The organism is Chitinolyticbacter albus, from assembly GCF_024437655.1.
In the GTDB taxonomy this organism is placed as follows: Bacteria; Pseudomonadota; Gammaproteobacteria; order Burkholderiales; family Chitinibacteraceae; genus Chitinolyticbacter; species Chitinolyticbacter albus.
In genome coordinates, this window is sequence record NZ_JANBVF010000026.1 from 1 (window position 1) to 24,840 (window position 24,840).

Genomic DNA, 24,840 nt, shown 5'->3' on the forward strand with positions numbered 1-24,840 from the left:
CGCGCTGTTTCTTACCTTAGTTGCTACCTTGCGATGTTGCCATCGAAGGTCCGCTGGCGGAGACGGAGGGATTCGAACCCTCGATAGAGGTTTTGGCCCCTATGCTCCCTTAGCAGGGGAGTGATTTCAGCCACTCATCCACGTCTCCGTCAAGGGAAGCGGGATCATACCTGCCGATCCCGCATGCGTCAAACGCTTATCGCGATCAGGCCTGATCGAGGCCAAACGCCTTGTGCAGCACGCGTACGGCGAGCTCCAGATACTTTTCGTCGACGATGACCGAGATCTTGATTTCCGAGGTCGAGATCATCTGGATATTGATGCCTTCCTCGGCCAGCGTGCGGAACATGGTCGAAGCCACGCCCACGTGCGAGCGCATGCCGACACCGACGATGGACACCTTGCAGATCTTGTCGTCGCCGTCGATGCGCTTGGCACCGATATGCGCCTGCACGCCTTCGAGCACCTTGATGGTGCGGGCGAGATCGTTCTTCGGCACGGTGAAGCTGAAGTCGGTGGTGCCGTCCTGGCCGACGTTCTGGATGATCATGTCGACGTCGATGTTGGCGTCAGCCACGGGGCCCAGGATCTGGTAGGCGATGCCGGGCTTGTCGGGCACGCCGGTCACGTTGACGCGGGCCTCATCACGGTTGAATGCGATACCGGAGACGACGGGCTTTTCCATGTTCGGGTCTTCCTCGAAGGTAATCAGCGTGCCCTCGCCTTCTTCCTGGAAGCTGGAGAGCACGCGCAATTTCACATTGTATTTGCCGGCGAATTCCACCGAGCGGATCTGCAGCACCTTGGAGCCGAGGCTGGCCATTTCCAGCATCTCCTCGAAGGTGATGGTCTTGAGCTTCTTCGCTTCCGGCACCACGCGCGGATCGGTGGTGTAGACGCCATCGACATCGGTATAGATCTGGCACTCGTCGGCCTTGAGCGCGGCGGCGAGCGCCACGCCCGAGGTGTCCGAGCCGCCACGGCCCAGCGTGGTGATGTTGCCTTCGGCATCCACACCCTGGAAGCCGGCGACGATGACGACGCGGCCAGCGGCGAGATCGGCGCGCATCGGCACGTCATCAATCGACTGGATGCGCGCCTTGGTGAAGAAGGAGTCGGTCAGCACCTTGACCTGTGCGCCGGTGTAGGACTTGGCCTCGATGCCTGCATCCTTGAGCGCCATGGCCAGAAGGCCGATGGTCACCTGTTCGCCGGTGGAGATCACCACGTCGAGTTCGCGTGGATCCGGATTCGCCTGGACTTCCTTGGCGAGCGCGATCAGGCGGTTGGTCTCGCCGCTCATCGCGGAGACCACGACCACCACATCGTGGCCCTGCGCCTTGAACTTGGCCACACGACGGGCCACGTTCTTGATGCGCTCGGGCGTGCCGACCGAGGTGCCGCCGTATTTCTGAACGATCAATGCCATGTTGCAACCTGTTGAAGAAGGATGGTGCGGGTAATGGGTAACGTCTCGGCGCGAAGCTGCACGGCGACGAAAAGAGGCATTGTAAAGAAAGCCGCTCGCCTTTTCGAGGCCTTACACCACCTGAACCGGCACTCTGGGCGAGATTGCGCACATCAATTCGTAACCGATCGTACCGGCCGCGGCCGCGACTACGTCGATGGGCAGCTGCTGGCCCCAGAGTTCAACCGCACTGCCGACGCCCACGCCAGGGACGTCGGTGAGCTCGATCGCCAGCATATCCATCGATACCCGACCGACGAGACGGGTACGCATCCCATCGACCAGCACCGGCGTGCCGGTGCCGGCGTGGCGTGGATAGCCATCGGCATAGCCGCAGGCAACGATACCTATCGTCATCGCGCGCGCGGCGACAAAGCTTGCGCCGTAACCGACCGTATCGCCCGGCTGCAGCCGCTGCACGCTGATGATTTCGGACTGCAACGTCATCGCGGCCTGCAAACCCAGCTCCGCCGCCGGTGTGTGAGCAAACGGTGACGAGCCATACAACATGATGCCGGGCCGAACCCAGTCGCGCCGTGCCTCGGGATAGGCGATCAGCGCAGCCGAGTTGGCCACGGTCACGGGCAGGGCCAACGAGCCAATCGCTGCCTCGAAGCGCGCCAGCTGGCCAGTGATACCGCGTGCTGGTTCGTCGGCCGTGGCAAAGTGCGTCATCAGCGTGATCTCGCCCACGTTGGCATTGCCGCGCAAGCGCGCCACCACCGTGGCGACCTCTTCGGCGGGAAACCCCAGACGATTCATGCCGCTATTGAGCTTGGCGAACACCGCCACCGGTCGCGGCAGCGTTTCGGCCTCCAGCCGGGCAAGGCCTGCCTCGTCGTGGACCGTCAGCCACAGGTCGAGCTCACTCGCCAGCCGCAACTCAGGCAGCGAAAACGCGCCTTCGAGCAACAGGATGGGCTGGGTGTACCCGGCCGCACGCAGGCTGCGTGCGCCCTCGATTTCCAGGATGGCAAAGCCGTCGACCGCGCCGAACGCGGCGGCCGCCGTCATCAGTCCGTGCCCGTAGGCCTGAGCCTTGACCACGGCGAATACGCGGCTATGCGGCGCCAGCGACTTAGCCACGCCATAGTTGTGGCGCAAGGCATCGGCGTGGATCAGCGCGCGGATCGGACGGCTCACTGGATTTCCTCGACCGCCCGGCGCGCGCGCCAGCGACGGTAATACCAGATGCCGACCAGCACCGCGCCGATGCCCAGCGCCGCGAAGATCCCGGCCTGGCCGCGCTTGATCCACTTGAGCAGCCATTCATGGTTGTTGGCGCCGAAATAGCCGAGATAGACCCAGACCGGCACCGAAATCAGCGCAGCAAAGCCATCGAGCAGCAAAAAGCGCCAGAACGGCACGCACTGGCTCATGCCGGCGGTGAGGAAGATGGGGGAACGTAAGCCCGGCAGGAAACGCGCGACGAACAGCACACGGTTGCCGTAGCGGGCGAACTTGTCCTGCACCGCTTCGTAGCGCTCCGGCGTCAGCACATGCGCAACCCAGCGCCACTTCAATGCGCGGGTGCCGTAGTGGCGGCCCAGCCAGAACATGGTGGCGTCGCCAACCAGCACGCCGGCCATACAGACGGCAAACATCGTATGGACATGGGCATAGCCCAGGCCGGAAATGATGCCGCCCGCGACCAAGGTGATGTCCTCGGGTATCGGCACACCAAAACCGCAGATCAGCAGGACGAGGAAGACGGCAAGATAGCCGTAATCGGTAAATATCGTGACGAGGTAATGCAGGATGTCCATCAGCAACCTGGCGCGGGGAAAGCGCGATGGCGGATCATAGCACGGAGGCGGCGCCACTCCTGATCGCCGGTGCAAGAGTACCGTTGTTGAAACCGGTCTGGCTTACAAAAATCCGCACACGGTCGGAGCTGTCATCGAAACGTGATATAACCGATCGATCCTGACCGAACGAGGCCTGCACCCGTTATGGATCGCGGCTTTTACCTGATACTGGGTGCCCAGTTCCTGTCGGCGCTGGCCGACAACGCCCTGTTCATCGCCGCGCTGGCGTTGCTGCGCGAATCGGCGGCGCCCGAATGGCACCAGTCCATGCTGCTGTGGAGTTTCACCGTCTCCTACGTGGTGCTGGCGCCCTTTGCCGGTGCATTCGCCGATGCGCTGCACAAGGGCCAGGTGATGATGCTGTGCAACGGCATCAAGATCCTCGGCTGTGTCGGCATGCTGCTGGGCGCGCCACCCATCCTCGCTTACGCGCTGGTCGGCTTCGGTGCCGCCGCCTACTCGCCGGCCAAGTACGGCCTGATCACCGAATACCTGCCGCACGAGAAACTCGTTGCCGCCAACGGCTGGCTGGAAGGCGCCACTGTCACTGCCATCATCTTCGGCACCGTGATCGGCGGCGCCCTGGTCGGCGACCGGATGTCGACGCGGATCGCCGACTGGGGACTGGAGCTGGGCCATGCCGACTGGCTGAGTCCCGCCCAATTCGCCGTGCTGTTCATCCTCGCCGTCTATTTCGCCGCCGCCTGGGTCAATCTCTATATCCCGCGGCTCAATGTGCAGCTCAAGCCCTTCGGCGTCGCGCCGATCGCGCTGATCCGCGAGTTCGTCCACTGCGTGGCGCGGCTGTGGCGTGATCCGCAAGGACAGCTGTCGCTGGCGGTCACCACCTTGTTCTGGGGCGCCGGCGCAACAATGCGCCTTGTCGTCATCAACTGGGCGGTACTGTGGCTGTCGTTCAGCCTGGAGCAGGCGACGCGCCTCGTTGCACTCGTCGCCTTTGGCACCGCATTCGGCGCGGTGTTGGCGGGCCGTTACGTGCCGCTCAAGCGCGCGTTTGCGGTACTGCCTGCCGGCGTCGCCATGGGCGTGCTGGTAGTCGCCATGCAGTTTGTCAACCAAACCTGGCTGGCTGCGTTGCTAATGTTCGTGGTCGGAGGGCTGGCCGGTTTCTTCGTCGTGCCACTGAACGCCATGCTGCAGCATCGCGGGCATTTGCTGATGGGCGCCGGCCACTCGATCGCGGTACAGAATTTCAACGAGAACTTGGGCATCCTCGTCATGGTCGGAGCACATGCCTGGCTGGTATCGCATTTCAGCGTGCCAGCGCCGGCGGGGGCGCCCGAGGTGGTGTTGCGGCAGTTTGCCGGCGGCGTGCCGCCGATGACGGCGATCATCACCGGCTTCGGTCTGCTGGTTGCCGTGGCCATGATCTGGATCACCCGTCGCTACCGGCGGGGTTTACGCGCAGGCATCATGCATGACTAGAACAACCATCTTCGTCGCTCCACTCCTGCTTGCCCTCTTCGCCGCCTGTGGCCAGAAGGAACAGAAGCCGCACGAAGCGCCCACTCCCAAGGTCGCCGTCGTCGCAGCGGTCAGTGTAGACATGCCGCTGACAATCGCTGCCCAGGGCAATGTGGTGGCTATCAACCAGGTCGACATCCGAGCGCAAGTCTCCAGCACCGTGCGCCAGGTGCATATCCAGGACGGGCAGAACGTGGTGGCGGGCCAATTGCTGTTCACGCTGGATGCCCGCGAGGATGAAACCGGGCTCACGCGCAACGCGGCGGTGATCCGCAAGACCGAGGCGGACCTTGCGCTGGCCGAGCAGAACCTGCGCCGCAACAAGGAGCTCGCCAAATCGGGCTTCCTCTCGCCCAGCGCCATCGATACCACGCAAAGCCAGGTCGACTCGCTCAAGGCCGAGCTCGCCGCGGCGCGCTCGGATCTGGTGACCAGCCAAGTCAAGCTGTCGTATACCCGCTTGACCGCGCCGTTCGCCGGCCGCGCCGGCGCCATCACCGTGCACCAGGGCAGCCTGGCGCAACCGGGCAGCGCCGATCCCCTGGTCACGCTGGTGCAGCTCGATCCGATCCAGATCGAATTCACCGCGCCGGAGGGCGAACTGCCGGCGCTGCTGGCCAGTCAATCCAAGGGCCAGCTGGCGGCGCATGCCCAGCTCGCCGACGGCAGTACGCGCTCCGGCCGCGTGGTCTTCATCGACAACGCGGTCGATCGCAACGCCGGCACGATCAAGCTGAAAGCCGAATTCGCCAATACCGACCACCAGCTGTGGCCGGGCCTGTTCGCCCGGGTCGAGGTCGATGCCGGCGTGCAATCGGGCGCCATCGTGGTGCCGGCTGAGGCCATCCTCAGCGGGCCCGATCGCCGCTTCGTCTACGTGCTGCAGCCTGATGACACGGTGAAGGATGTCCCCGTCACCGTCAGCCGCATCGTCGCCGAACGCGCCGTGGTCGACGGCATCAGGGCCGGCGACAAGGTGGTGCGCGAAGGCGGCCAGAACCTGCGCCCCGGCGCCAAGGTCGCCGTCGTGCAAGCTGGTCAGCGTACCGCCAACGCTGCCCGCGAGGCCGGGCGATGAATATCTCCGAGGTCTGCATCCGGCGGCCGGTTGCCACGTATCTGGTCTGGATTGCAGTCGTCATCGCCGGCATCGCCGCCTGGCTCAAGCTGCCGATCGCGGCGCTGCCGACCTACGACACGCCGACCATCAACGTCTCGGCCAACCTGCCCGGCGCCAGCCCGGAAACCATGGCCACGTCGGTGGCCACGCCGCTGGAAAAGCAGTTCTCGACCATCCCCGGCGTGGCGGTGATCACTTCGTCCAGCACGCTGGGCAGCACCTCGATCACGCTGGAGTTCGACCCCAGCCGCGACATCGATTCGGCGGCGGGCGACGTGCAGGCGGCGCTCTATCGCGCCAATCGCGCGCTGCCGGACGACATGACGAGCCCACCGTCGTATCGCAAGGTGAACCCGGCGGACGCGGCCATCCTGCTGATCGCACTGTCGTCGCCATCGCTGTCGCTGGCCGAGCTCAACGATTACTCGGACAACCTGGTGGCGCCGTCGCTGTCGACCATCAGCGGCGTGGCCCAGGTCGACGTTTTCGGCCAGAAGAAATACGCTGTGCGCATCGAAGTCGACCCGGAAAAACTCGCCGGCCGCGATCTCACCCTGCCCGAGCTCGCCAGCAGCCTGCGCAACGCCAATTCCAATTCGCCGGTCGGCCAGCTCGAAGGCCAGCGCCAGGTGCTGATCCTGCAGACCGGCCAACTGAAGAACGCGGCCGACTTCGCCCCGCTGATCGTGGCAGTGAAGAACGGCCAGCCGGTGCGGCTCTCTGAAGTCGCCACCATCAGCGACAGCGTGGAGAGCGTGAAGAGCGGCAGCTGGGTGAACGGCGAGCGCTCCATCGTGCTCGCCATCCGCCGCCAGCCGGGTGCCAACACCGTGGCGGTGGTCGACGCGATTCGCTCCACGCTGCCCAAACTCAAGGCCCAGTTGCCCGGCTCGATCGAGATCCGCGAGCTGAACGATCGCTCGGCCTCGGTGCGCGCGGCGATCCACGACGTGAACCTCACGCTGCTCGGCACCATCGCGCTGGTGGTGCTGGTGATCCTGCTGTTCCTGCGCCGGCTGTCGGCAACGCTGATTCCGTCGGTGTCGGTGCCGCTGTCCATCCTCGCCACCTTCGGCTTGATGCTGTGGTTCGGCTACAGCCTCGACAACATCTCGCTGATGGGGCTTACCGTCGCGGTCGGCCTCGTCGTCGACGACGCCATCGTGGTGCTGGAGAACATCGTGCGCCACGTCGAGAACGGCATGAAGCCGTTCGAGGCGGCGATCCGTGGCGCGCGCGAGGTCGGCTTCACCGTGGTGTCGATCTCGATCTCGCTGGTGGCGGTGTTCATCCCCATCTTCTTCATGCCCGGCGTCATCGGCCGGCTGTTCCACGAATTCGCCGCGGTGGTGTCGCTCTCCATCCTGGTCTCGGCCGCCGTCTCGCTGACGCTGGTACCGCTCTTGGCCTCGCGCTTCATCAAGCATGAACCGGAACACGACACCCGGCCCGCGCCGGCGTGGAGCCGTTTTTTCGAGCGCCTCTTTGACAATACGCTCGCCGGCTACCGCCGCACGCTGGACTGGGGCCTCGCCCACCAGTGGCTGATCCTGCTCGTCGCGCTCGCCACCTTCGCGCTGACCGCTTGGCTCTACGTGATCGCCCCCAAGGGTTTCTTCCCGCAGGAGGACATCGGCCAGATCCAGGGCACGGTGGAAGGCCCGCAGGATATTTCCTACCCCGCGCTGCTGGCCGCGCAGCAGCAGATCGCCGCTCGCGTGGCCGCCATCCCACACATCGCCACCGTGGTGTCCAACGTTGGCAACTCGGGCAACACCGGCCGACTATTCATCAACCTCAAGCCGCGCGGCGAGCGCGCGCCGATGCCGCAGATCCTAGCCGAACTGCGCCGTGCCACCAGCGGCGTGCCGGGAGTGCGCGTGTTCTTCCGGCCGACGCAGAACCTCAGCGTTGGCGGCCGGCAATCGTCGTCGAGCTACCAGTACACGCTGCAGGCCGTGCGCGCCGACGGCCTCTATGAGTGGTCGGACAAGCTGATCGCCGCACTGCGCCAGTCCAGCGTGCTCGCCGACGTAACCTCGGACGTGAAGAAGGATGGCCTGCAGGCGAGATTGACCATCGACACCGATCGTGCACAGCTTCTCGGCGTCGACATGCAGACGCTGAGGGATACGCTCTACGCCGCCTTCGGCAGCCGCGAGGTCTCCACGCTCTACCTGCCGCAGGACAGCTACCCGGTGATCATGGAGCTGGCCGAACAATACCGCAGCGACGAGAGCGATATCGACCAGGTGCGCGTGCGCAGCCGAGACGGCACGCTGGTGCCGCTGTCCTCCATCGCCAAGGTCAGCCGCGAACCGGTGAACACCGCCGTCAACCACCAGGCCCAGCTGCCCGCCGTCACCATCTCGTTCAACCTGGCCCAGGGCCATTCGCTGTCGGAAGCGGCAGCCGAAATCGAGGCGACTAAGGCGAAGATCGCGATGCCGGACTATGTGTTCGGTGGCTTCGCTGGCGAAGCGGCACTGTTCGCCGATACCCAGACCACGCAGTTGTGGTTGATCCTGATCGCGGTGGCGGTGATCTACCTGATCCTCGGCATGCTGTACGAGAGCTGGATCCACCCGGTGACCATCCTGGCCGGCATCCCGTCGGCAGCCATCGGCGCGCTGCTGTCGCTGGAGCTTGTCGGGCTGGAGCTCAGCTTCATTGCCCTCGTCGGCATCCTGCTCTTGGTCGGCATCGTCAAGAAGAACGCCATCATGATGATCGACTTCGCGCTGGAAGCGCAGCGAGGCCAGGGCATGAGCCCGTTCGATGCCATCCGCCAGGCCTGTTTGCTGCGCTTTCGGCCCATCATGATGACCACCTTCGCCGCCGCCACGGGCGCGCTGCCGATCGCGCTCGGCATCGGCGCCGGCGCCGAGCTGCGCCAGCCGCTGGGCATTGTCGTCGTCGGAGGGCTGCTGTTCTCGCAGCTGATCACGCTCTACATCACCCCGGTGCTGTTCCTCACCTTCGACACCGTCTCCCGCCGCTGGCAGCGTGAACGCCCGATGGCGCTGCACGACGAGCTACCGCGCTGATCCCGCGCGGGCGAGCCGGTGATCGTGCGGCCGCCAGCGCTACTCACGGTGAGGGCAAGCACTAAGGCGTGGCGTTGGGCTGCGCGGTGATGCGTGCCAGCACCTCGTCCAGCCGCTGCTGCGATAGCGGTTTTTCCAGATAATCATCGATGCCGGCCGCGTGGCAGTCGTCGCGGTCGGCATCCAGCACGTTGGCCGACAACGCGACAATGGGCTGGCGGGGTCGGCCGTTGACCACCTCGCGCGCGCGGATCAGCCGGCTGGCCTCGATGCCGCCAAGCTCGGGCATTTGCAGGTCCATCAGGATCACATCGAACTGCATGCGCTCGCAGGCATCGACCGCCTCGACCCCGTTTTCGGCCAGCGTCACGTAGTGGCCGGAATGGCTGAGAAAGCGCTCGGCCACCATGCGATTGATCAGGTTGTCATCGGCCAGCAACACCTGCAGACCATGCGGTGGCGTGCTGCGTACCAGTTCGGCGGCGGCCAGTTCTGCGTGGAAGCGGAACACGCTGCCACCTCCCGGATTTTCCTCGACCCAGATACGCCCGCCCATCAACTCGACCAGCTTCCTGACGATGGAGAGGCCCAGCCCCGTGCCGCCATATTCGCGGGCGATGGTGCGATCGCCCTGTGAGAACGGTTCGAAGATGCTGCTTCGTCGCGCCGCCGGCACGCCGATGCCCGTGTCGCGCACCTCGGCCTGGACCGAGTAGCGCCCGTCGCGCAGCCGCAACGCGGCAAGCTGCACCGACACGGCACCGCGCTCGGTGAACTTGAGCGCATTGCCGATCAGGTTGACGAACACCTGCTTGAGCCGGGTCACGTCGCCCAGCAGCGATTCGGGCACGCCATCGCTCAGTTGCGCGGAAAAATGCAGGCCGCGCGCGTGCGCCATGGGCCCGAACATGCGAGTGAGGTCGCGCATCAGCTCGGCGGAGGCGAAGGGGATGGGATCGAGTTCGAAGCGCCCGGCCTCGATTTTCGATAGATCGAGCACATCGTTCACCAAGGTGAGCAGCGCATCGGCCGAGCCACGCAGGATTTCCACCTGCTCGCGCGATTCGGCATCGAGCGGATGGCGTGCCAACAGCTGCGCCATCCCAAGAATGCCATTCATGGGGGTGCGGATTTCATGGCTGATATTGGCCAGGAACTCCCCCTTGGCTGCGCTGGCGGCTTCGGCCAGTTGCTTGGCCTGTCGCAAGTCGACCACCAGCCGCGTCTTCTCGGTATCGAGTGCGATGGCCTCGGTCAGCACTTCGTGAAAGTAGCTGGCGCTCTTGAGCACCGCATACAGGAACAGCACGCACATCATGCCGAAGATGTTGCTCACCATGCTGCCCTCGCGGATCGCGAGGATGGCAATCGGCGCCACCAGCATCAAGGCGAACCAGACCAGCGCCGGCAATACCGGCGCCAGTATGGGCACCGCGCCCGCCACCATGCCGGCATACACCAGCGCGATCAGGTAGCGCACGATCTCGGGCGAATCGAACATGAAGTACGCGCCACCGCAGCCCCACCAGATTCCGGCGAACACCGTGCCGTAGAGGTAGTGGCGACGCCAGAGCGGGGCATTGTCGACATTGACCTCGGTGCGCTCGAACCGCCTGGCCACCAGAAAGCGGTAGGACGAAATCACGAATACCGTGCTCCACCACACCAGCACAGCCGCCTGGGGCTCCACCCACCACAAGGCGTAACTCAGCAACGATGCATTGGCGATCGAAGCCGCTTGGCCCAGGGCGGCATTTCGGTACAACAACCGCGTGGTATGCAGGATGACTTGCGGGTCGTCATGTAGGCGCTTCATTTTTTTGTCATGGTTACCCCTGAGGTGCTTAGTATAGCGAGGCGGCATCGTCGCCTGTGCATGCCATCGGCGGGCACGGTGGCCGCGTTTGTCCAACTCCCGCTTCGCGGCGCGAACTTTCCGGCCGCTGCAGCACTCTTTCCTGCGCCATGACCACGCTACGCCGCTATCTGCTGCTGCTGTTAATCGCCCTGCTGCCCCTGCAGGGCTGGGCTTCAGCTGCGCGCATGGGCAGTCTGCCGACGCATCCGGCAAACCCGGTTTCGCACACGGCGACCACCGAACATTGCGAGAGCGGCGATATGGCGCCGGGCAAGCCGGCCCAGCATGCCGATTGCCTCGACTGTGGCCAGTGTTCCATCTGCCACCCGCCGCTCTTGAGCATGGCATTCAGCGGCGCACCGCACCGGCTGGCGGCACCGTTCTCCGTCGAGAAGTTGTCACCCTCGCAGCCGCCCCAGCCGCTATTTCGCCCCCCGATCACCGATTGAGCGTTGTCCGTCGCTACGCGACGTTTCATCATTCAACGGAGATACCCCATGCATACGCAATGCCGGATGCGGCCGCTCGTGGCCGCGTCGGCGGCGTGCATCGCGCTCGTCGCGCCTTTGCACGCCGCGCCTTCCCCTGCGGGATTCGCCCGCGAAGTCGAAATCAGCGGGCCCGATCTCGCCAACAACCCGCTGTCGCTCGACCGGGCCGTGCGCCGCGCCCTGGTCACCCACCCTGCCCTGCAACCGCGCTATCTTGAGCGCGGTATCGCCCCCGATGCCCTGGCGCAAGCACTGACCAAGGTGCCAGGCACGCTCGACATCGCTCGCGATGTACTCGGCCCAAGCACCCCCGGCGATACGCTGCGGTCCGCCGTGCTTGCGGCGATCGCAGAGGCGCAGTCCGCTTGGTACACACTCGCTGCAGCGCAAGCCGGGCGCGATGCCGCCGAGCAGGCACGGCAAGCCGCGCTGGCCCATGCCGAACTGGCCGAGGCTCAGGCACACGCCGGCAACCTCGCCGAACCGGAGTTGCTCGCGGCCCGACTCGCGGCCCTGCAGGCCGAAACCGAGCTGGCTCACGCCGCATCGGCCCTGCGCGCTGCGCAGCGTACGTTGAACAGCCAGTTGGGCCTGCCGGTCACCATCGAAGCCGGAACCACCGGCCTGCCGCCTCTGCCCTCCCGCCCCGTCTGGCTGGACGACACGACAGCCCTGCTGGATTTCGCGCGGCGCCACGCATCGGCCTTCAAGCAGGCACTGCGCGCCGAAGCGACTGCCGAAGCAGTCCAGGCACCCCACATCACGGCCCGGACCATCACCCTGCCGCTCGGCCACAACACGACCTTGCTCGCCGACGACGGCGACCGCACGCGCTGGCCCGCAGCGCAACTGGCCGCACACACCGGTTTGCGTGAGCTGGAGGATGCGGTGCTGGCGGCACAGCAACAGGCAGCATTCGCCTGGCGCCAGGCCGAGCTGGCCGCCGCGCGGCAACCGCTGCAAGCGGCCGCCACCCGCGCCGCGCTGCAGCGCTACAACGGCATGCTGGCGGGGGTGGATACGTTGCTCGAACGCAAGCGCGAACAACTGGCCGGGCGGCAAGACGAAGTCGCGGCGCGGCGCGACGCATGGATCGCCCTGGCCTACCTACAAGTGCAGCTGGGCGGCACGCTACCCGCACCGCTTGTTACCGGAGGACAGCCATGAATCGTCGCACCTTCCTGGGCAGCACCGGCGCGCTGGCCAGCCTGGCGTTGCCGCTCACCCACGCAGCCAAGGCCGCCCCCCCAGCCGGCACCACGGCAACGCCCCGTTCCCGCACCGGCCATACGCCAGTCACCACACTCAACGGCCGCGCGTTGGGCTACCGGATGAACGATGGCGTGAAGGAGTTCCACCTTATCGCTGAGGAGATCGAGCAGGAAGTCGCTCCCGGCATGGTCGCCCGCTTCTGGGGCTATAACGGCGGCAGCCCCGGCCCCACCCTCGAGGCGATCGAGGGCGACCGGGTGCGGATCTACGTGACCAACCGCCTGCCCGAGCACACCACCATCCACTGGCACGGCATCCTGCTGCCTGCCGGCATGGACGGCGTGGGCGGGCTGTCGCAACCGCAGATCCGGGCCGGCGAAACCTATGTCTACGAATTCACGCTGACCAAATCCGGCACCTTCATGTATCACCCGCATGCCGACGAAATGCTGCAGCTGGCACAGGGCATGATGGGCCTCATCATCGTGCATCCGAAACGGCCGGGCGAGCGCGCGGTCGATCGCGACTACGCGCTGATGCTGGCCAGCTACAAGATCGATCCCGGCACCCGGCGCCCCGATCCATCGGAAATGACCGACTTCAATCTGTGGACCTTCAATAGCCGCACCTTTCCCGCCATCCAGACCATGGTGGCGCGCACCGGCGAGCGGGTGCGCATCCGCGTCGCCAACCTGACGATGACCAATCACCCCATCCACCTGCACGGCGTCGATTTCCGCGTGACCGGCACCGATGGCGGCTGGATCCCGGAGGCGGGGCAGTGGCCGGAGGTGACGACTGATGTCGCGGTCGGCCAGATCCGGGTGATCGAGTTCATCGCCAATGCCCCGGGCGACTGGGCCTTCCATTGCCACAAGTCGCACCACACCATGGGGCCGATGGGACACGGCCTGCCCAACCTGCTCGGTGTGGACCAGCAGCGCGCCACCGCTCGCATCCAGCAGTTGTTCCCCGGCGAGCACTATATGGCGATGGGCTCGGAAGGCATGGCCGAGATGCAGGACATGGCCGCCATGGGCGACATGATGCCGCTGCCGCCCAACACCTTGCCGATGATGACCGGCGAAGGCCCGTTCGGCGCGATCGAGATGGGGGGCATGTTCACCACGCTCAAGGTACGTAACGACCTCGCTCCTGGCGACTATCGCGATCCAGGTTGGTACGCGCATCCGCCAGGCACTGTCGCCACGCGCGTCGACGCCCGTCGCGCCGACGGCCTGCCGCGCTGAATCCCCTTACACTCTCAATTCAGACAGGAACCACCCAAATGAAACGACTGCTGCTCACCACCGCCCTGCTCTTCGCCACTGCCTATGCCTCGGCCGATACCGGCCACCATGGCAGCCACGGCAAGGGCTACAGCTTCGGCCAGCCTGGCAAGGCCGGCGACGTTAACCGCACCGTCGACGTTACCGCGGGCGACGACATGCGCTTCACCTTCAAGCCACCACTCAAGGACATCCAGCGTGGCGAGACCATCCGCTTCCGCGTCCATAACACGGGCAAGCTCACGCACGAGTTCTCGATCGGTGACGCCGCCAGCCAGCGCGCCCACGCGCTGATGATGAAGAAGATGCCGGATATGAAGCACGAGGCCGACCCCGGCGCGCTGTCGCTGGCAGGCGGCGAGCGGGGTGAATTGATCTGGACTTTCGCCGGCAGCGCGGATCTCGTGTTCGCCTGCCAGATCCCGGGGCATTTCGACGCCGGGATGAAGCAGACCGTGCAGCTCGCCAAGTAAGCACCCAGCCCACCCATCACGGAGCCGGCCGCACCGGTCCGGCTCCCAGGAGACTCCCATGCTCAATCGCCACCGCATGTTCATCGCGACCTGCCTCGCGCTCTTCGCCGCGCTCGCCCAGGCCGCCCCGGCCAAGCTCTACAAAAGCGCCAGCTGCGGCTGCTGCGCCGAGTACGCCAGCTACCTCAACGCCAACGGCATCCGTCCAGTCGTCGAAAATCGCGAGGACATGGATGCGATCAAGCAACAGCACGGCAGCGATATCGCCGCCAGTTGCCATACGCTGGTGATCGGCGGCTACACCGTCGAAGGCCACGTCCCGGTAGCGGCGATCCGCAAGCTGTTGCAGGAGAAACCGGCGATCCGCGGTATCGCGGTGCCCGGCATGCCCGCTGATTCGCCGGGCATGGGCGAGCACAAGACCGGCACCTTGCCGGTGGTTGCGATCACCCGCGATGGCAAGACCCAGGACTGGGGCAAGTACTAGGCAACCCGGTGCAATGGTGCTGGCAAGGCGCTATTGCGCGGCTGGCGGCGTGTCGTTCGCGCCGTCGGCCGGCAGCACCGCGATCTCGTCGCGGTTGTCCGCCAGGATATTGAGCGTGACACGCCGGTTGCGCGCACGCTGCGTGCCACTGTCGTTGGGTTCGACCGGACGGTATTCGCCATAGCCGATCGCCACCATGCGCTGCGGCGCCACGCCTTCGCCGCCGAACAAGCGCACCACTGAGGCCGCCCGCGCCGCAGACAATTCCCAGTTCGACGGGAACTGCGGCGATGCAATCGGCTGGTTGTCGGTGTGACCCTCGACCTGCACCAGATTGTCGGTATCGCGGATCAGCCTTGCCACCGCCGATAGCGCGGCGATGGAGTCGGGCTGCAGATCGGCCTTGGCGGTCTCGAACAACACCGAATCACTGATTTCCACCGCGATACCGCGCTTCGATTGGGTGACCCGCACCTTGCCGTCGCGGATCAGCGGCCCCAGCGTGCCACGCAGATCGCCCGCCATGCCACGCATGCGGCGGGCCTCTTCTTGCAGATGCGCCGTATTTGGCGCGGGTGTCACCTTGAGTGGGGCAATCGGCTTTTTTGGCGTATTGTCCGAGTGCTGGTAACGGATGGTGGCGAGCTCGGTCGCCGGGTCGTTGCGAAATGCGTTGACCAAGGAATCGGACAGTACGCGGTACTTGCCTTCGTTGACCGATGAGATCGCGTACATCACGACGAAGAACGCGAACAGCAGCGTGATGAAGTCGGCGTAGGACACCAGCCAACGTTCGTGATTCTCGTGCTCTGCTTCGCGCTTGCGCCGTGCCATCGCCCACCTCTCCTTAGCGCCTGATCGGGCTCTTAGCGCAATTGCGCGTCGAGCCGTGCCCCCAGCGTGGACGCCGCGGCCACGCCAACCCGCTTGGCCAGCCGGTCCAGATAATCGGGTTGCGGCGTGAAGTCGACGATATCTTCGGCCTTGACCACGTCGCGCGCCACGCTGTCCACCGAGCCCAGGCCATCGATCAGGCCCAGCTTCACGCTGCGCTCGCCGCTCCAGACGAGGCCGGAGAATAGGTCCGGATCATTGACCAGGCGCTTGCCGCGGCCAGTCTTCACCACACCGATGAACTGCTGGTGGATTTCGCCCAGCATTTCCTGCGCCTTGGCGCGCTGCGTATCGCTCAGCGGCGAGAACGGATCGAGGAAACCCTTGTTTTCGCCGGCGGTGAGCAGGCGGCGCTCGACGCCCAGTTTTTCCATGGTGCCGGTGAAGCCAAAGCCATCCATCAGCACGCCGATCGAGCCGACGATGGAGGCCTTGTCGGCGTAGATCTTGTCGGCGGCGACCGCCGTGTAATAGCAGCCCGAGGCGCAGATATCCTCGACCACCACGTAAAGCGGAATCTTGGGATGCTGCTTCTTCAGCCGCACGATCTCGTCATGCAGCTGGCCCGACTGCACCGGGCTGCCACCCGGGCTGTTCACACGCAGGATCACGCCGCGGGTTTTGTTGTCTTCGAAGGCATCGCGCAGACCCTGCGCCACCGTTGCCACGTCGGCTTCGCCGCCCGCCATGATCACACCGTCGAGATTGACGAGGGCGGTGTGCGGCCCCACGTTCACATCGTCAGCAGCACGGTCGCCGAACCAGCCCATGAACAGCGCCAGCACCACAAACAGGTAACCGAAACCCAAGAGCTTGAAGAAGATGCCCCAGCGCCGCGTGCGGCGCTGCTCCTTGATGCCAGCCTGCAGCAATTGATTGAGGGCTTCGCGTTCCCAGTTGTCTTGCATGGAATATCCAGAAATTGATTAGTCGAAGGACATCGGCTCGTCGGCGAGGTAGACCATGCCGTCGCGCTCGATCAGCTGCAGCGCCGCCAGGCTGCGCCCCGGGCAGGGTCCGCCCAGGCAGCGCCCACTATCCGGGGCATAGTAGGCGCCGTGCGTGGCGCAGACAAGATAGTTGCCCGACAGGTCGAAAAAGTCGCCCGGCCGGTAGTCGAGTTCGATCGGAATATGCGCGCAACGATTGAGATAGCCGCGCACCCGTCCGTGGAAGCGCACGGCAAAAGCCGGAACCACCTCGCCAGCGAGCTCCAGCGTAAAGCGCACACCCAGGCCACGATCGGCCAGCGTCCCGGCCGGGCAGATCGCGGCGCCCGGCGCGATCAGGCCGACATCGTCGCCCGGACGCACGTCGGTCGCGACGGATGCGCTCATGCCCGGGCCGCCAGCAGCCATTCGGCCAGGTCAGGAAAACGGTCAAAATGTGCCAGCGGCGACAGTGGCAACAGATCGTCGATTGGATGCGCTCCGTAGCTCATCGCCGCGCTGTGGGTACCGGCATTGATCGCCATCTGCAGATCATGCGTGGTGTCGCCGATCATCAGTGTCGCCGCGGGTGCGACGTCGGCGAAATCGACGATGTATTCGAGCATGGCCGGATGCGGCTTGGAAAAGGCCTCGTCGGCGGTACGCGTCACCAGGAATTGGGCGCCCAGTCCGGTCGTGGTCAGCGCGCGATCAAGCCCCACCCGCGACTTGCCGGTGGCCACCGCCAGCGTGTAGCCAGCGTCGCGCAGCCTGGGCAGGTAGTCGCGCACGCCTTCGAACAGCACCAGCGCCTCGTCCTGCGCCAGATAGTGCGTGCGGTAGGCATCGACGATACGGGCGATCATCGCCGCGTCGGCCCCTGGTGCCAGGTACGCCATCGCCTCGGCGAGGCCATAGCCGATGACGAAGCGGGCGTCACGCTCGCTGGGCACCGGCAGGCCGACATCGTCGAATGCGCGCTGGATGGCATGGGCAATGGTGCCGGTCGAATCCATCAGCGTGCCGTCCCAGTCAAAGACCAAGAGCGAGAGTGGCGGCATCAGTTCGACTCCTGTTGGTTGAGGTGGGTCACGTAACCGGCCAGTTCGGGCGGCAAAGGCGCCTCCAGCTTGAGTGGCACCCCGGTGATCGGATGACGGAAACCCAGCCGCCAGGCATGCAGGAACATGCGTTTGAGGCCCCGGCGTACCAGTGCCTTGTTCAGCGCGAAATCGCCATACTTCTCATCGCCAAGGATGGGGAAACCGGCGGTGGCCAGGTGCACGCGGATCTGATGGGTGCGGCCGGTCTTGAGTTCGCACTCGACCAATGCAGCGTCATCCCAGCGCTCGCGCCGATAGATTACCGTGTGCGCATCCTGCCCGTCCGGCGCCACGCGCACCCGGCGCTCGCCATCCGGCGTCGTGTATTTGAACAATTTGTACTTGAGATTGCGCTTCTCGTCGGGCCAGGCGCCCTTCACCAGCGCCAGATAACGCTTGTCGATGTCGTGGCCGTCACGCAGCAGGTCATGCATCGCGGTCAGCGCGCTGCGCTTCTTGGCGACGATCAACAAACCCGACGTTTCGCGATCGAGCCGGTGCACCAACTCCAGGAAACGCGCCTGCGGGCGCTGCGCGCGCAACAGCTCGATCACGCCAAAGCTCACGCCCGATCCGCCATGCACCGCAATGCCAGCCGGCTTGTCGATCACCAGCAGCGCCTCGTCCTCGAATACCACCGGCAGCATGATGCGCTCGCTCGCCGCGGCGGCGGGCGCCAGATCCGGCTTGTCGGCGACGCGCACCGGCGGGATGCGCACCACGTCGCCCGCCTCCAGCCGCTGCATGGCGTCGGCACGCCCCTTGTTGACGCGCACTTCACCGCCACGGATCAGCTTGTAGACACGGCTTTTGGGCACGCCCTTGAGTTCGCGCAGCAGGAAATTGTCGAGGCGCTGCCCGGCGCCCTCGGCGTCGATGGTCACGAAGGTGACGGACGCTTTGCTAGTCTGTGACATTGACTTATACTCTGTTGCACGTTGCAGCATACCGGAACGGGTCCGTTCTTCGGATTACGCCGTTGCTTTCGATGCCGCAATGCTTGATTCCCGTTCTTTGGTCGCTCCGGCCGTTCAACACCCGCGATTACTTTCCCGCCGTACCACAGTGTGCCCCTCCCCCGCCGATTTGGCGTTCTTTATTCATTGGGGAGTGCAAGCGCGGGTACCGCTGGTGACGCGACCGGACAGGTCTGGATACGGGAGGCGGTTAACCTTGCTCACCGCAAAAAAGTAGCGATGGTAATTGATTTGTACATGTAACGCACTCACACGGTTTTGGTCCGCACGGCGGGATTCCCGAGGGAAATCGCCGGGTGGACACAGACGTGGATGCCAGCGCTGAAGCACCCGCCGCACATGCCGTGCCGCAGCCAGCCCTGGACACCCCGGCCCCAGTCTGCGCTTTATCGCGCAACCTTAGAGGAACGCCCCACCCGACCCCGCGACCGTCTATTCACAGTCAGGAACCGACCAGCCCCGATTGCGTCCGCGCGTTGGGCGCCTGTCTGTTTCTCCGGGTTCCGGTGCCGCCTGCCGGGGCTCCCGCCGTAGCGAGTGCGTGCAGGAGCCTTGAATGAAACGCATGCTGTTTAATGCGACGCAAGCCGAAGAGCTGCGCGTCGCCATCGTCGACGGCCAGAAGCTGATCGACCTCGACATCGAGACCGTTGGTAAGGAACAACGGAAATCGAATATCTACAAGGGTGTCATCACCCGCATCGAGCCCTCGCTTGAGGCCTGCTTCGTCGACTACGGTTGCGAGCGCCACGGCTTCCTCCCCTTCAAGGAAATTTCCCGCGTCTATATGAGCGAGGGTGACGGTGGTCGCGGCCGCGTTGCCGACCAGCTGCGTGAAGGCCAGGAAGTCATCGTTCAGGTCGAGAAGGACGAGCGCGGCAACAAGGGCGCGGCGCTGACCACCTATATCAGCCTGGCCGGTCGCTATCTGGTGCTGATGCCGAACAACCCGCGTGGCGGCGGCGTTTCGCGCCGCATTGAGGGCGAAGAGCGCAATGAGTTGCGCGCGGTGATGGACCAGCTGGTCACGCCGCCGGGCATGAGCCTGATCGCCCGTACCGCCGCCATCGGCCGCACGGTCGAAGAGCTGCAGTGGGATCTGAACAACTATCTGCTCGAGCTGTGGAACGCCATCGAAGGCGCCGCCAACTCGCAGAAGGGCGCCTTCCTGATCTATCAGGAATCGAGCCTCGTCATCCGCGCCATCCGTGACTATTTCCAGCCGGACATCGGCGAACTCCTGATCGACAAGGCCGACATCTTCGAGCAGGCCCGCCAGTTCATGAGCCACGTGATGCCGGCCAACACGCAGCGCGTGAAGTTCTACCAGGACGACGTGCCGCTGTTCTCGCGCTTCCAGATCGAACACCAGATCGAATCGGCCTACGCTCGTGAAGTGACGCTGCCCTCCGGCGGCGCCATCGTCATCGACAAGACCGAGGCGCTGTATTCCGTTGACGTGAACTCGGCGCGTGCCACCAAGGGCAGCGACATCGAGGAAACCGCGCTCAAGACCAATCTGGAAGCGGCCGACGAGATCGCCCGCCAGATGCGTCTGCGCGATATCGGCGGCCTGATCGTCGTCGACTTCATCGACATGGAAAACCCGAAGAACCAGCGCGAGGTGGAAAACCGCCTGCGCGAAGCACTGCACCACGATCGCGCCCGGGTCCAGACCGGCAAGATCTCGCGCTTCGGCCTGATGGAGCTCTCCCGCCAGCGCCTGCAGCCTTCGCTCGAGGAAACCAGCCACATCACCTGCCCTCGCTGCCATGGCAACGGCGTGATCCGCGGCATCGAATCGTCGGCGCTGCACATCCTGCGCATCATGCAGGAGGAGGCGATGAAGGAGAACACCGGCGCCGTGCATGCACAGGTTCCGGTCGACGTCGCCACCTTCCTGTTGAACGAGAAGCGCGCCGAGATCCACGCCATCGAAGCCCGCCTCAAGGTCGCGGTCGTGCTGATCCCCAATATCCACCTCGAAACGCCGAACTACACCATCCAGCGTCTGCGCCACGACGAACTGAACCAGGTCGAAGAAATCCTGCCGTCGTACAAGATGATGGAAACGCCGGCTGAGGAAGGCTATCAGCCCGGTCGCGCCAAGGAAGAACAGGCCAAGCGCCCGGAAGCTGCCGTCAAGGGCATCACGCCGATCCAGCCCGCTCCCGTTTCGGCTCGCGACATCCAACAACAGCAGACCAGCGCCACGCCGGCCGGCCCGTCGCTGTGGACCCGCCTCACCGGCTGGTTCCGCAGCCTGACCGAAGCGCAGCCGGCTCCCGCCGCCGAGCAACCCAAGCGCCAGCAGGGACAGGGCAACCGCAATGGCCGGCGCGATCGCAACGAGCGCGGTGGCGAGCGCCAGGAACGTGGTCAGCGCGGTAACCGTGGCGAACGTCAGGAACGCGGCGAGCGCACCGAGCGTGCCGAGGGTCAGAATGATCGCCGTGGCGGCAAGCCGCGTATCGAGGAAGATCAGCGCAACAACCGTCGCAACGAGCGCCCGGCCCAGCCCGAACGCGCCGAGCGCGCGGAACGTAGCGAGCAGCGTGCCGAGCGTCCGGAACCGCGTAACGAACAACGCGCCGAGCAGAACGAGCAACGCGAACGTCGTCCGCGCCAGCCGCGCAATGAGCGCGCACCCAAGCCCGATCAGGTCGTCGCGCCGGCCGCGCTGGAGGAAACGCCGGTCGACGCTTCGGTCACAGAAGCGCTGATCGCACCGGAAGGCCAGCCGCAGCAGGAAGGCACCGGCGAAGGCCGTAGCCGCCGTCGCCGTGGCCGTCGTGGTGGCGAACGCCGCGATCGTGAAGGTGGCATCGCCTCCGAGGACAACAACGCCGTGATCGAGTCGTCCGATGCCGACGAAGCGCCGCAGGCCGTTGTTGATGCTGCACCCGTTATCGGTGCCGTTGAATCGGTTACGGAACAGGAAGCGGCCCCGGTGGCAGTGCAGGTGCGCACTGAAGTGCAGGCTGAAGCCTTGGCAGTTGCAGCCTCCCCCGTCGTGGCAGCCCCCGTAAGCGCACCAGCGCTTGAGCCCGCCGTCAGCGAACCGGTCGCCGCGCCGGCCCCTGTGGCCGCCGAACCGGTTGTCGAGCACGCCGGTGCCGAGCCCGCCGTAGCCGAGCAGCCAACCCAGACCGCGCTGGTGTTCGAAACCCCGGCAGCGCCCAAGCTGGAAGTGGCTGCTCCGGAAGCGGTCGGCCTGGTCATGGTTGCCACGCGCAGCGATGCCCCCATCGCCCCGGCGGCAGAACCGGCTCCGGCATCCAGCCGCCGCCGCCGCAGCGATGTGAAGCGCGATAGCACCGGCAGCACCGATGCACCGTTGCAGATGGTGGAAACCCGCGGTGACGCAGTGCCCGCACCCGCTCCGACGATTGAGGAAGCCGCAACCGCAGCACCGCGTGGCCGTCGCCGCAATGCCAGCACGCCAGCGCCCGAAGCCAGCACTCCGCTGACCCAGGTCGAAACGCGCGAGCAATAAACCATATGGCACCGCAAAGAAGCCGCCGGTCCATGGCGGCTTTTTTGCGGTCTGGCCCCATGCAGATGACATGCACTAGCATGCCGCTATCACACTGAATTAGGAGGCTGCGATGCAGATCGACGAGCTCTTCGAGCAGACCCACAAGCTGCCTACGGTGCCGCGCGTGGTGCAAGATCTGATCAGCAGCTTCGGCCAGGACGAAGTGAACGTCGGCGCGATCGCCGATCGTATCGCGCTCGACCAGGTGATCACCGCCAAGCTACTGCGCCTTGCCAACTCGGCCCACTTCGGCGCCAGCCGCAAGATCGGCTCGGCGCACGAGGCCATCATCGTGCTCGGTTTCAACACCGTGCGCACCCTGGTGGTCGCCTGCGGCGTCACCGGCGCCTTCGTCGCGACGCCCGGCTTCGATCGCCAGCAGTTCTGGCGCAACAGCCTGCATGTGGCGCTGATCGCCGGTGGCCTTGCCAAGCTGAGCCGGGACAACCACGAACTCGCCTTCACCTGCGGCCTGCTGCACTGCATCGGCGAGCTGCTGATCCACGTGACCCAGCCCGAGTTGGCGTCCAAGATCGACCGCTCGGTCACCACGGGCGGTAACCGCGCCACGCTGGAAAGCAACAATATCGGCTTCAACTATATGGACGTCGGCGCCGAACTGGCCCGGCGCTGGAACTTCCCCGAAGCCATCCAGTTCGCCATCGCCGAACAACAGATGCCAAAACCGGGGTCGCGCCTGTCCGCGTTGTTGCATCTTGCGCTGGCCATCAACCGCAACGACGATGAAGCCGCATTGCCCGCTGCCGCACTGGAATATCTGCAGCTCAGCGCAGAAACGGTACAACAGCAGCGCTCGACCCTCACTGCCAGCGATCCGGAACTCGAGGACATGCTGCTCTGAATGGCACACCGCCGGGCGGCTCTAGGGTTATGCCTAATTGTTGCGCTGCACGGTGCTGCCTAGTCTGCGACGATACTTACAACGACGGCGCTCGCCGTCCTTTCCATCAGGAGACTGCGCCATGCGCAAGATGAATTGCCTACTCGCCGGGATCACCGGCCTCATGCTGGTTGCCGGTACCGCAGGCGCGGCGGGCAAGACCTACCAGGTCGCGTCGGACGCCGCCTATGCCCCGTTCGAGTCGTTGAGCAGCAAGCAGGAAGTGGTCGGCTTCGATGTCGATGTACTGACCGCCGTCGCAGCCAAGGGCGGTTTCGCGGTGAAGTTCCACAACACGCCGTGGGAAGGCATTTTCGCGACGCTCGCCACTGGCGATCGCGATATCGTCGCCTCGGCCGTCACCATCACCGACGAGCGCAAGCAGAGCATGGATTTCTCCGAGCCCTACTTCGAAGCCAAGCAGCTGATCGCCGTACCCGCCACGAGCAAGGTTGCCAAGTTCGCCGACCTCAAGGGCAAGAAGGTCGGCGTGCAGACTGGCACCACGGGTGACGAAGTGGTGCAGAAGCTCCTGGGCAAGACCAACCCCAGCATCAAGCGCTTCGAATCGACCCCGCTCGCGCTGCAGGAACTGCTGTCTGGTGGCGTCGACGCGGTCGTCGCCGACAACGGCGTAATCGTGAACTTCATCGCCAACAACAAGGGCAGCAAGATGAAGACGCTGGACGACGCGAGCTTTGCCAAGGAGTACTACGGCTTCGCGGTAAAGAAGGGCAACAAGGATCTGCTCGCCAAGATCAACAAGGGTCTGTCCACCATCAAGGCCGATGGCACTTACGACAAGATCTATAAGAAATACTTCGGTAATTGATTTAACGCGGTACGCGCCGCACCCCGGAAGCGCAACCTATAACGAGGTTGCGCTTCTTGTTTTTCGCAGGTACTTACAAGAAAAGACATGGATTTCAATCAATTCTGGCAGGGTGTCCAGCAGAACGTCCCCTTGTTCGAGAATTTCCAGCTGCAGATGATCTGGGAATATCGCGAGCTGTTCTGGCAGGGCGTCCAGATGACCTTGCTGATCACGCTGATCGCCGTGGTATTAGGCACGCTGATCGGCCTCGTCATGGGCATGGCCCGGCTCGCCGCCGTGCGCCATGGGCCATGGAAATACCCGCTGATCGTGCTGGTGCGCTGGCCAGCCACTGCCTACGTCACCTTCTTTCGCGGCACGCCGCTGTTCGTGCAGATCCTGCTGATCCATTTCGCGCTGATGCCGCTCTTGGTTCACCCCACCGATGGCGTGCTGATCAGCGGTGAGTATGCCGGCACGCTGCGCCAGGACTACGGCGCCTTCATGTCGGGCCTGATGGCGCTCACGCTCAACGCCGGCGCCTATATCACCGAGATCTTCCGCGCCGGCATCCAGTCGATCGCCAAGGGCCAGTTCGAGGCCAGCCGCTCGCTGGGCATGAACTACTGGCAGACCATGCGCTTCATCATCGTGCCGCAGGCCTTCCGTCGCATGCTGCCGCCGCTGGGCAACGAGGCCATCATGCTGCTCAAGGACAGCTCGCTGGTCTCCGCCATCGGCCTCGCCGAACTGGCCTACGCCGCGCGCACCGTGGCCGGCGCCTATTCGCGCTACTGGGAACCGTACCTGACCATCTCCTTCATCTACCTCGGCCTCACGCTATTGATGGCCTGGGGCGTGCATGCGATGGAAAAGCACTTCAAGGCCAGCGGCGGCATCCACTAGCCGCGCGTCAGCCAATAAAACGGGAAGGCATCGCCTTCCC

The 24,840-nt window shown here is 64.9% G+C and carries 21 protein-coding genes and 1 tRNA gene; 12 read left to right on the forward strand and 10 right to left on the reverse strand.

Annotated elements, in window-relative coordinates; all coding sequences use genetic code 11:
• Positions 1-54: 54 nt before the first annotated feature.
• The 4 genes from NLI84_RS14325 to NLI84_RS14340 all read right to left on the reverse strand — a co-directional run bounded on the left by NLI84_RS14325 (position 55) and on the right by NLI84_RS14340 (position 3,234).
• Positions 55-148 (reverse strand) — tRNA-Ser (locus NLI84_RS14325).
• 57 nt (positions 149-205) lie between these two features.
• Entirely contained in the window at positions 206-1,429 is a 1,224-nt protein-coding gene (locus tag NLI84_RS14330) for an aspartate kinase (protein WP_255991195.1), read from the reverse strand.
• A 111-nt stretch (positions 1,430-1,540) separates the two neighbouring features.
• A complete protein-coding gene (gene alr, locus NLI84_RS14335) occupies positions 1,541-2,611 on the reverse strand; it encodes an alanine racemase (protein ID WP_255991200.1) in 1,071 nt (356 codons plus the stop codon).
• The gene (locus NLI84_RS14340) at positions 2,608-3,234 is read right to left on the reverse strand and encodes a DedA family protein (RefSeq protein ID WP_255991201.1); all 627 of its coding nucleotides are present in this window, start codon (positions 3,232-3,234) and stop codon (positions 2,608-2,610) included. Before NLI84_RS14340 ends, alr begins: the two co-directional genes overlap by 4 nt.
• A 186-nt stretch (positions 3,235-3,420) precedes the next feature.
• Here NLI84_RS14340 and lplT point away from each other — a divergent pair, with 186 nt between their 5' ends.
• Genes lplT through NLI84_RS14355 form a run of 3 tightly spaced genes read left to right on the forward strand, consistent with a single transcriptional unit; the run spans position 3,421 to position 8,928 of the window.
• Positions 3,421-4,722 (forward strand): lysophospholipid transporter LplT, encoded by a 1,302-nt coding sequence (lplT, locus tag NLI84_RS14345; RefSeq protein ID WP_255991202.1) that lies wholly within the window; start codon positions 3,421-3,423, stop codon positions 4,720-4,722.
• Entirely contained in the window at positions 4,715-5,839 is a 1,125-nt protein-coding gene (locus NLI84_RS14350) for an efflux RND transporter periplasmic adaptor subunit (RefSeq protein WP_255991203.1), read from the forward strand. The genes lplT and NLI84_RS14350 overlap by 8 nt, the downstream gene beginning before the upstream one ends.
• Positions 5,836-8,928 (forward strand): efflux RND transporter permease subunit, encoded by a 3,093-nt coding sequence (locus NLI84_RS14355; RefSeq protein WP_255991204.1) that lies wholly within the window; start codon positions 5,836-5,838, stop codon positions 8,926-8,928. Before NLI84_RS14350 ends, NLI84_RS14355 begins: the two co-directional genes overlap by 4 nt.
• A gap of 61 nt (positions 8,929-8,989) precedes the next feature.
• Here NLI84_RS14355 and NLI84_RS14360 read toward each other — a convergent pair whose 3' ends face one another.
• Positions 8,990-10,744 (reverse strand): ATP-binding protein, encoded by a 1,755-nt coding sequence (locus NLI84_RS14360; protein WP_255991208.1) that lies wholly within the window; start codon positions 10,742-10,744, stop codon positions 8,990-8,992.
• 149 nt (positions 10,745-10,893) lie between these two features.
• On the opposite strand from NLI84_RS14360, the gene NLI84_RS14365 reads away from it, so the two are divergent.
• The 5 genes from NLI84_RS14365 to NLI84_RS14385 are packed head-to-tail and all read left to right on the forward strand — an operon-like array spanning position 10,894 to position 14,738.
• Positions 10,894-11,235, forward strand: a complete 342-nt coding sequence (locus NLI84_RS14365) for a hypothetical protein (protein ID WP_255991209.1) — start codon at positions 10,894-10,896, stop codon at positions 11,233-11,235.
• A gap of 48 nt (positions 11,236-11,283) precedes the next feature.
• Positions 11,284-12,444 (forward strand): hypothetical protein, encoded by a 1,161-nt coding sequence (locus NLI84_RS14370; RefSeq protein ID WP_255991210.1) that lies wholly within the window; start codon positions 11,284-11,286, stop codon positions 12,442-12,444.
• Complete coding sequence (locus tag NLI84_RS14375; RefSeq protein ID WP_255991211.1) at positions 12,441-13,739, forward strand: multicopper oxidase family protein; 1,299 nt, start codon at positions 12,441-12,443, stop codon at positions 13,737-13,739. Before NLI84_RS14370 ends, NLI84_RS14375 begins: the two co-directional genes overlap by 4 nt.
• 38 nt (positions 13,740-13,777) lie before the next feature.
• The gene (locus tag NLI84_RS14380; protein ID WP_255991212.1) at positions 13,778-14,251 is read left to right on the forward strand and encodes a cupredoxin domain-containing protein; all 474 of its coding nucleotides are present in this window, start codon (positions 13,778-13,780) and stop codon (positions 14,249-14,251) included.
• 58 nt (positions 14,252-14,309) lie between these two features.
• Entirely contained in the window at positions 14,310-14,738 is a 429-nt protein-coding gene (locus tag NLI84_RS14385) for a DUF411 domain-containing protein (RefSeq protein ID WP_255991213.1), read from the forward strand.
• Between the two features lie 30 nt (positions 14,739-14,768).
• Here the strand turns inward: NLI84_RS14385 and motD are convergent, their stop codons facing one another.
• Genes motD through NLI84_RS14410 form a run of 5 tightly spaced genes read right to left on the reverse strand, consistent with a single transcriptional unit; the run spans position 14,769 to position 18,581 of the window.
• The gene (motD, locus tag NLI84_RS14390) at positions 14,769-15,572 is read right to left on the reverse strand and encodes a flagellar motor protein MotD (RefSeq protein WP_255991216.1); all 804 of its coding nucleotides are present in this window, start codon (positions 15,570-15,572) and stop codon (positions 14,769-14,771) included.
• 32 nt (positions 15,573-15,604) lie between these two features.
• Positions 15,605-16,540, reverse strand: a complete 936-nt coding sequence (locus NLI84_RS14395; RefSeq protein ID WP_255991217.1) for a S49 family peptidase — start codon at positions 16,538-16,540, stop codon at positions 15,605-15,607.
• Positions 16,541-16,558: 18 nt separating this feature from the next.
• On the reverse strand, positions 16,559-16,969 hold the full coding sequence (locus NLI84_RS14400; RefSeq protein WP_255991219.1) for a Rieske (2Fe-2S) protein: 411 nt from the start codon (positions 16,967-16,969) through the stop codon (positions 16,559-16,561).
• A complete protein-coding gene (locus NLI84_RS14405) occupies positions 16,966-17,622 on the reverse strand; it encodes an HAD-IA family hydrolase (protein ID WP_255991220.1) in 657 nt (218 codons plus the stop codon). Before NLI84_RS14405 ends, NLI84_RS14400 begins: the two co-directional genes overlap by 4 nt.
• Positions 17,622-18,581 carry an RluA family pseudouridine synthase gene (locus NLI84_RS14410; protein ID WP_255991221.1) on the reverse strand — a complete coding sequence of 320 codons (960 nt, stop codon included), beginning with the start codon at positions 18,579-18,581 and terminating at the stop codon, positions 17,622-17,624. The genes NLI84_RS14405 and NLI84_RS14410 overlap by 1 nt, the downstream gene beginning before the upstream one ends.
• Before the next feature lie 616 nt (positions 18,582-19,197).
• Here NLI84_RS14410 and NLI84_RS14415 point away from each other — a divergent pair.
• The 4 genes from NLI84_RS14415 to NLI84_RS14430 all read left to right on the forward strand — a co-directional run bounded on the left by NLI84_RS14415 (position 19,198) and on the right by NLI84_RS14430 (position 24,800).
• Entirely contained in the window at positions 19,198-22,137 is a 2,940-nt protein-coding gene (locus tag NLI84_RS14415; protein WP_255991224.1) for an Rne/Rng family ribonuclease, read from the forward strand.
• A gap of 112 nt (positions 22,138-22,249) precedes the next feature.
• Positions 22,250-23,041, forward strand: a complete 792-nt coding sequence (locus tag NLI84_RS14420; protein ID WP_255991225.1) for an HDOD domain-containing protein — start codon at positions 22,250-22,252, stop codon at positions 23,039-23,041.
• A 121-nt stretch (positions 23,042-23,162) separates the two neighbouring features.
• Complete coding sequence (locus NLI84_RS14425) at positions 23,163-23,912, forward strand: basic amino acid ABC transporter substrate-binding protein (protein ID WP_255991226.1); 750 nt, start codon at positions 23,163-23,165, stop codon at positions 23,910-23,912.
• An 87-nt stretch (positions 23,913-23,999) separates the two neighbouring features.
• Complete coding sequence (locus NLI84_RS14430) at positions 24,000-24,800, forward strand: amino acid ABC transporter permease (protein WP_255991227.1); 801 nt, start codon at positions 24,000-24,002, stop codon at positions 24,798-24,800.
• Positions 24,801-24,840 lie beyond the last annotated feature (40 nt).

What these genes read in the sequence shown, in the direction of transcription:
- NLI84_RS14405 (WP_255991220.1), bottom strand. Translation starts at nt 17,622, where the DNA reads ATGCCGCCACTCTCGCTCTTGGTCTTTGACTGGGACGGCACGCTGATG.
- NLI84_RS14355 (WP_255991204.1), top strand. Translation starts at nt 5,836, where the DNA reads ATGAATATCTCCGAGGTCTGCATCCGGCGGCCGGTTGCCACGTATCTG.
- NLI84_RS14410 (WP_255991221.1), bottom strand. Translation starts at nt 18,581, where the DNA reads ATGTCACAGACTAGCAAAGCGTCCGTCACCTTCGTGACCATCGACGCC.
- lplT (WP_255991202.1), top strand. Translation starts at nt 3,421, where the DNA reads ATGGATCGCGGCTTTTACCTGATACTGGGTGCCCAGTTCCTGTCGGCG.
- NLI84_RS14430 (WP_255991227.1), top strand. Translation starts at nt 24,000, where the DNA reads ATGGATTTCAATCAATTCTGGCAGGGTGTCCAGCAGAACGTCCCCTTG.
- NLI84_RS14350 (WP_255991203.1), top strand. Translation starts at nt 4,715, where the DNA reads ATGACTAGAACAACCATCTTCGTCGCTCCACTCCTGCTTGCCCTCTTC.
- NLI84_RS14380 (WP_255991212.1), top strand. Translation starts at nt 13,778, where the DNA reads ATGAAACGACTGCTGCTCACCACCGCCCTGCTCTTCGCCACTGCCTAT.
- NLI84_RS14420 (WP_255991225.1), top strand. Translation starts at nt 22,250, where the DNA reads ATGCAGATCGACGAGCTCTTCGAGCAGACCCACAAGCTGCCTACGGTG.
- NLI84_RS14400 (WP_255991219.1), bottom strand. Translation starts at nt 16,969, where the DNA reads ATGAGCGCATCCGTCGCGACCGACGTGCGTCCGGGCGACGATGTCGGC.
- NLI84_RS14425 (WP_255991226.1), top strand. Translation starts at nt 23,163, where the DNA reads ATGCGCAAGATGAATTGCCTACTCGCCGGGATCACCGGCCTCATGCTG.
- NLI84_RS14375 (WP_255991211.1), top strand. Translation starts at nt 12,441, where the DNA reads ATGAATCGTCGCACCTTCCTGGGCAGCACCGGCGCGCTGGCCAGCCTG.
- NLI84_RS14370 (WP_255991210.1), top strand. Translation starts at nt 11,284, where the DNA reads ATGCATACGCAATGCCGGATGCGGCCGCTCGTGGCCGCGTCGGCGGCG.
- NLI84_RS14365 (WP_255991209.1), top strand. Translation starts at nt 10,894, where the DNA reads ATGACCACGCTACGCCGCTATCTGCTGCTGCTGTTAATCGCCCTGCTG.
- NLI84_RS14340 (WP_255991201.1), bottom strand. Translation starts at nt 3,234, where the DNA reads ATGGACATCCTGCATTACCTCGTCACGATATTTACCGATTACGGCTAT.
- NLI84_RS14330 (WP_255991195.1), bottom strand. Translation starts at nt 1,429, where the DNA reads ATGGCATTGATCGTTCAGAAATACGGCGGCACCTCGGTCGGCACGCCC.
- NLI84_RS14395 (WP_255991217.1), bottom strand. Translation starts at nt 16,540, where the DNA reads ATGCAAGACAACTGGGAACGCGAAGCCCTCAATCAATTGCTGCAGGCT.
- NLI84_RS14415 (WP_255991224.1), top strand. Translation starts at nt 19,198, where the DNA reads ATGAAACGCATGCTGTTTAATGCGACGCAAGCCGAAGAGCTGCGCGTC.
- motD (WP_255991216.1), bottom strand. Translation starts at nt 15,572, where the DNA reads ATGGCACGGCGCAAGCGCGAAGCAGAGCACGAGAATCACGAACGTTGG.
- NLI84_RS14360 (WP_255991208.1), bottom strand. Translation starts at nt 10,744, where the DNA reads ATGAAGCGCCTACATGACGACCCGCAAGTCATCCTGCATACCACGCGG.
- NLI84_RS14385 (WP_255991213.1), top strand. Translation starts at nt 14,310, where the DNA reads ATGCTCAATCGCCACCGCATGTTCATCGCGACCTGCCTCGCGCTCTTC.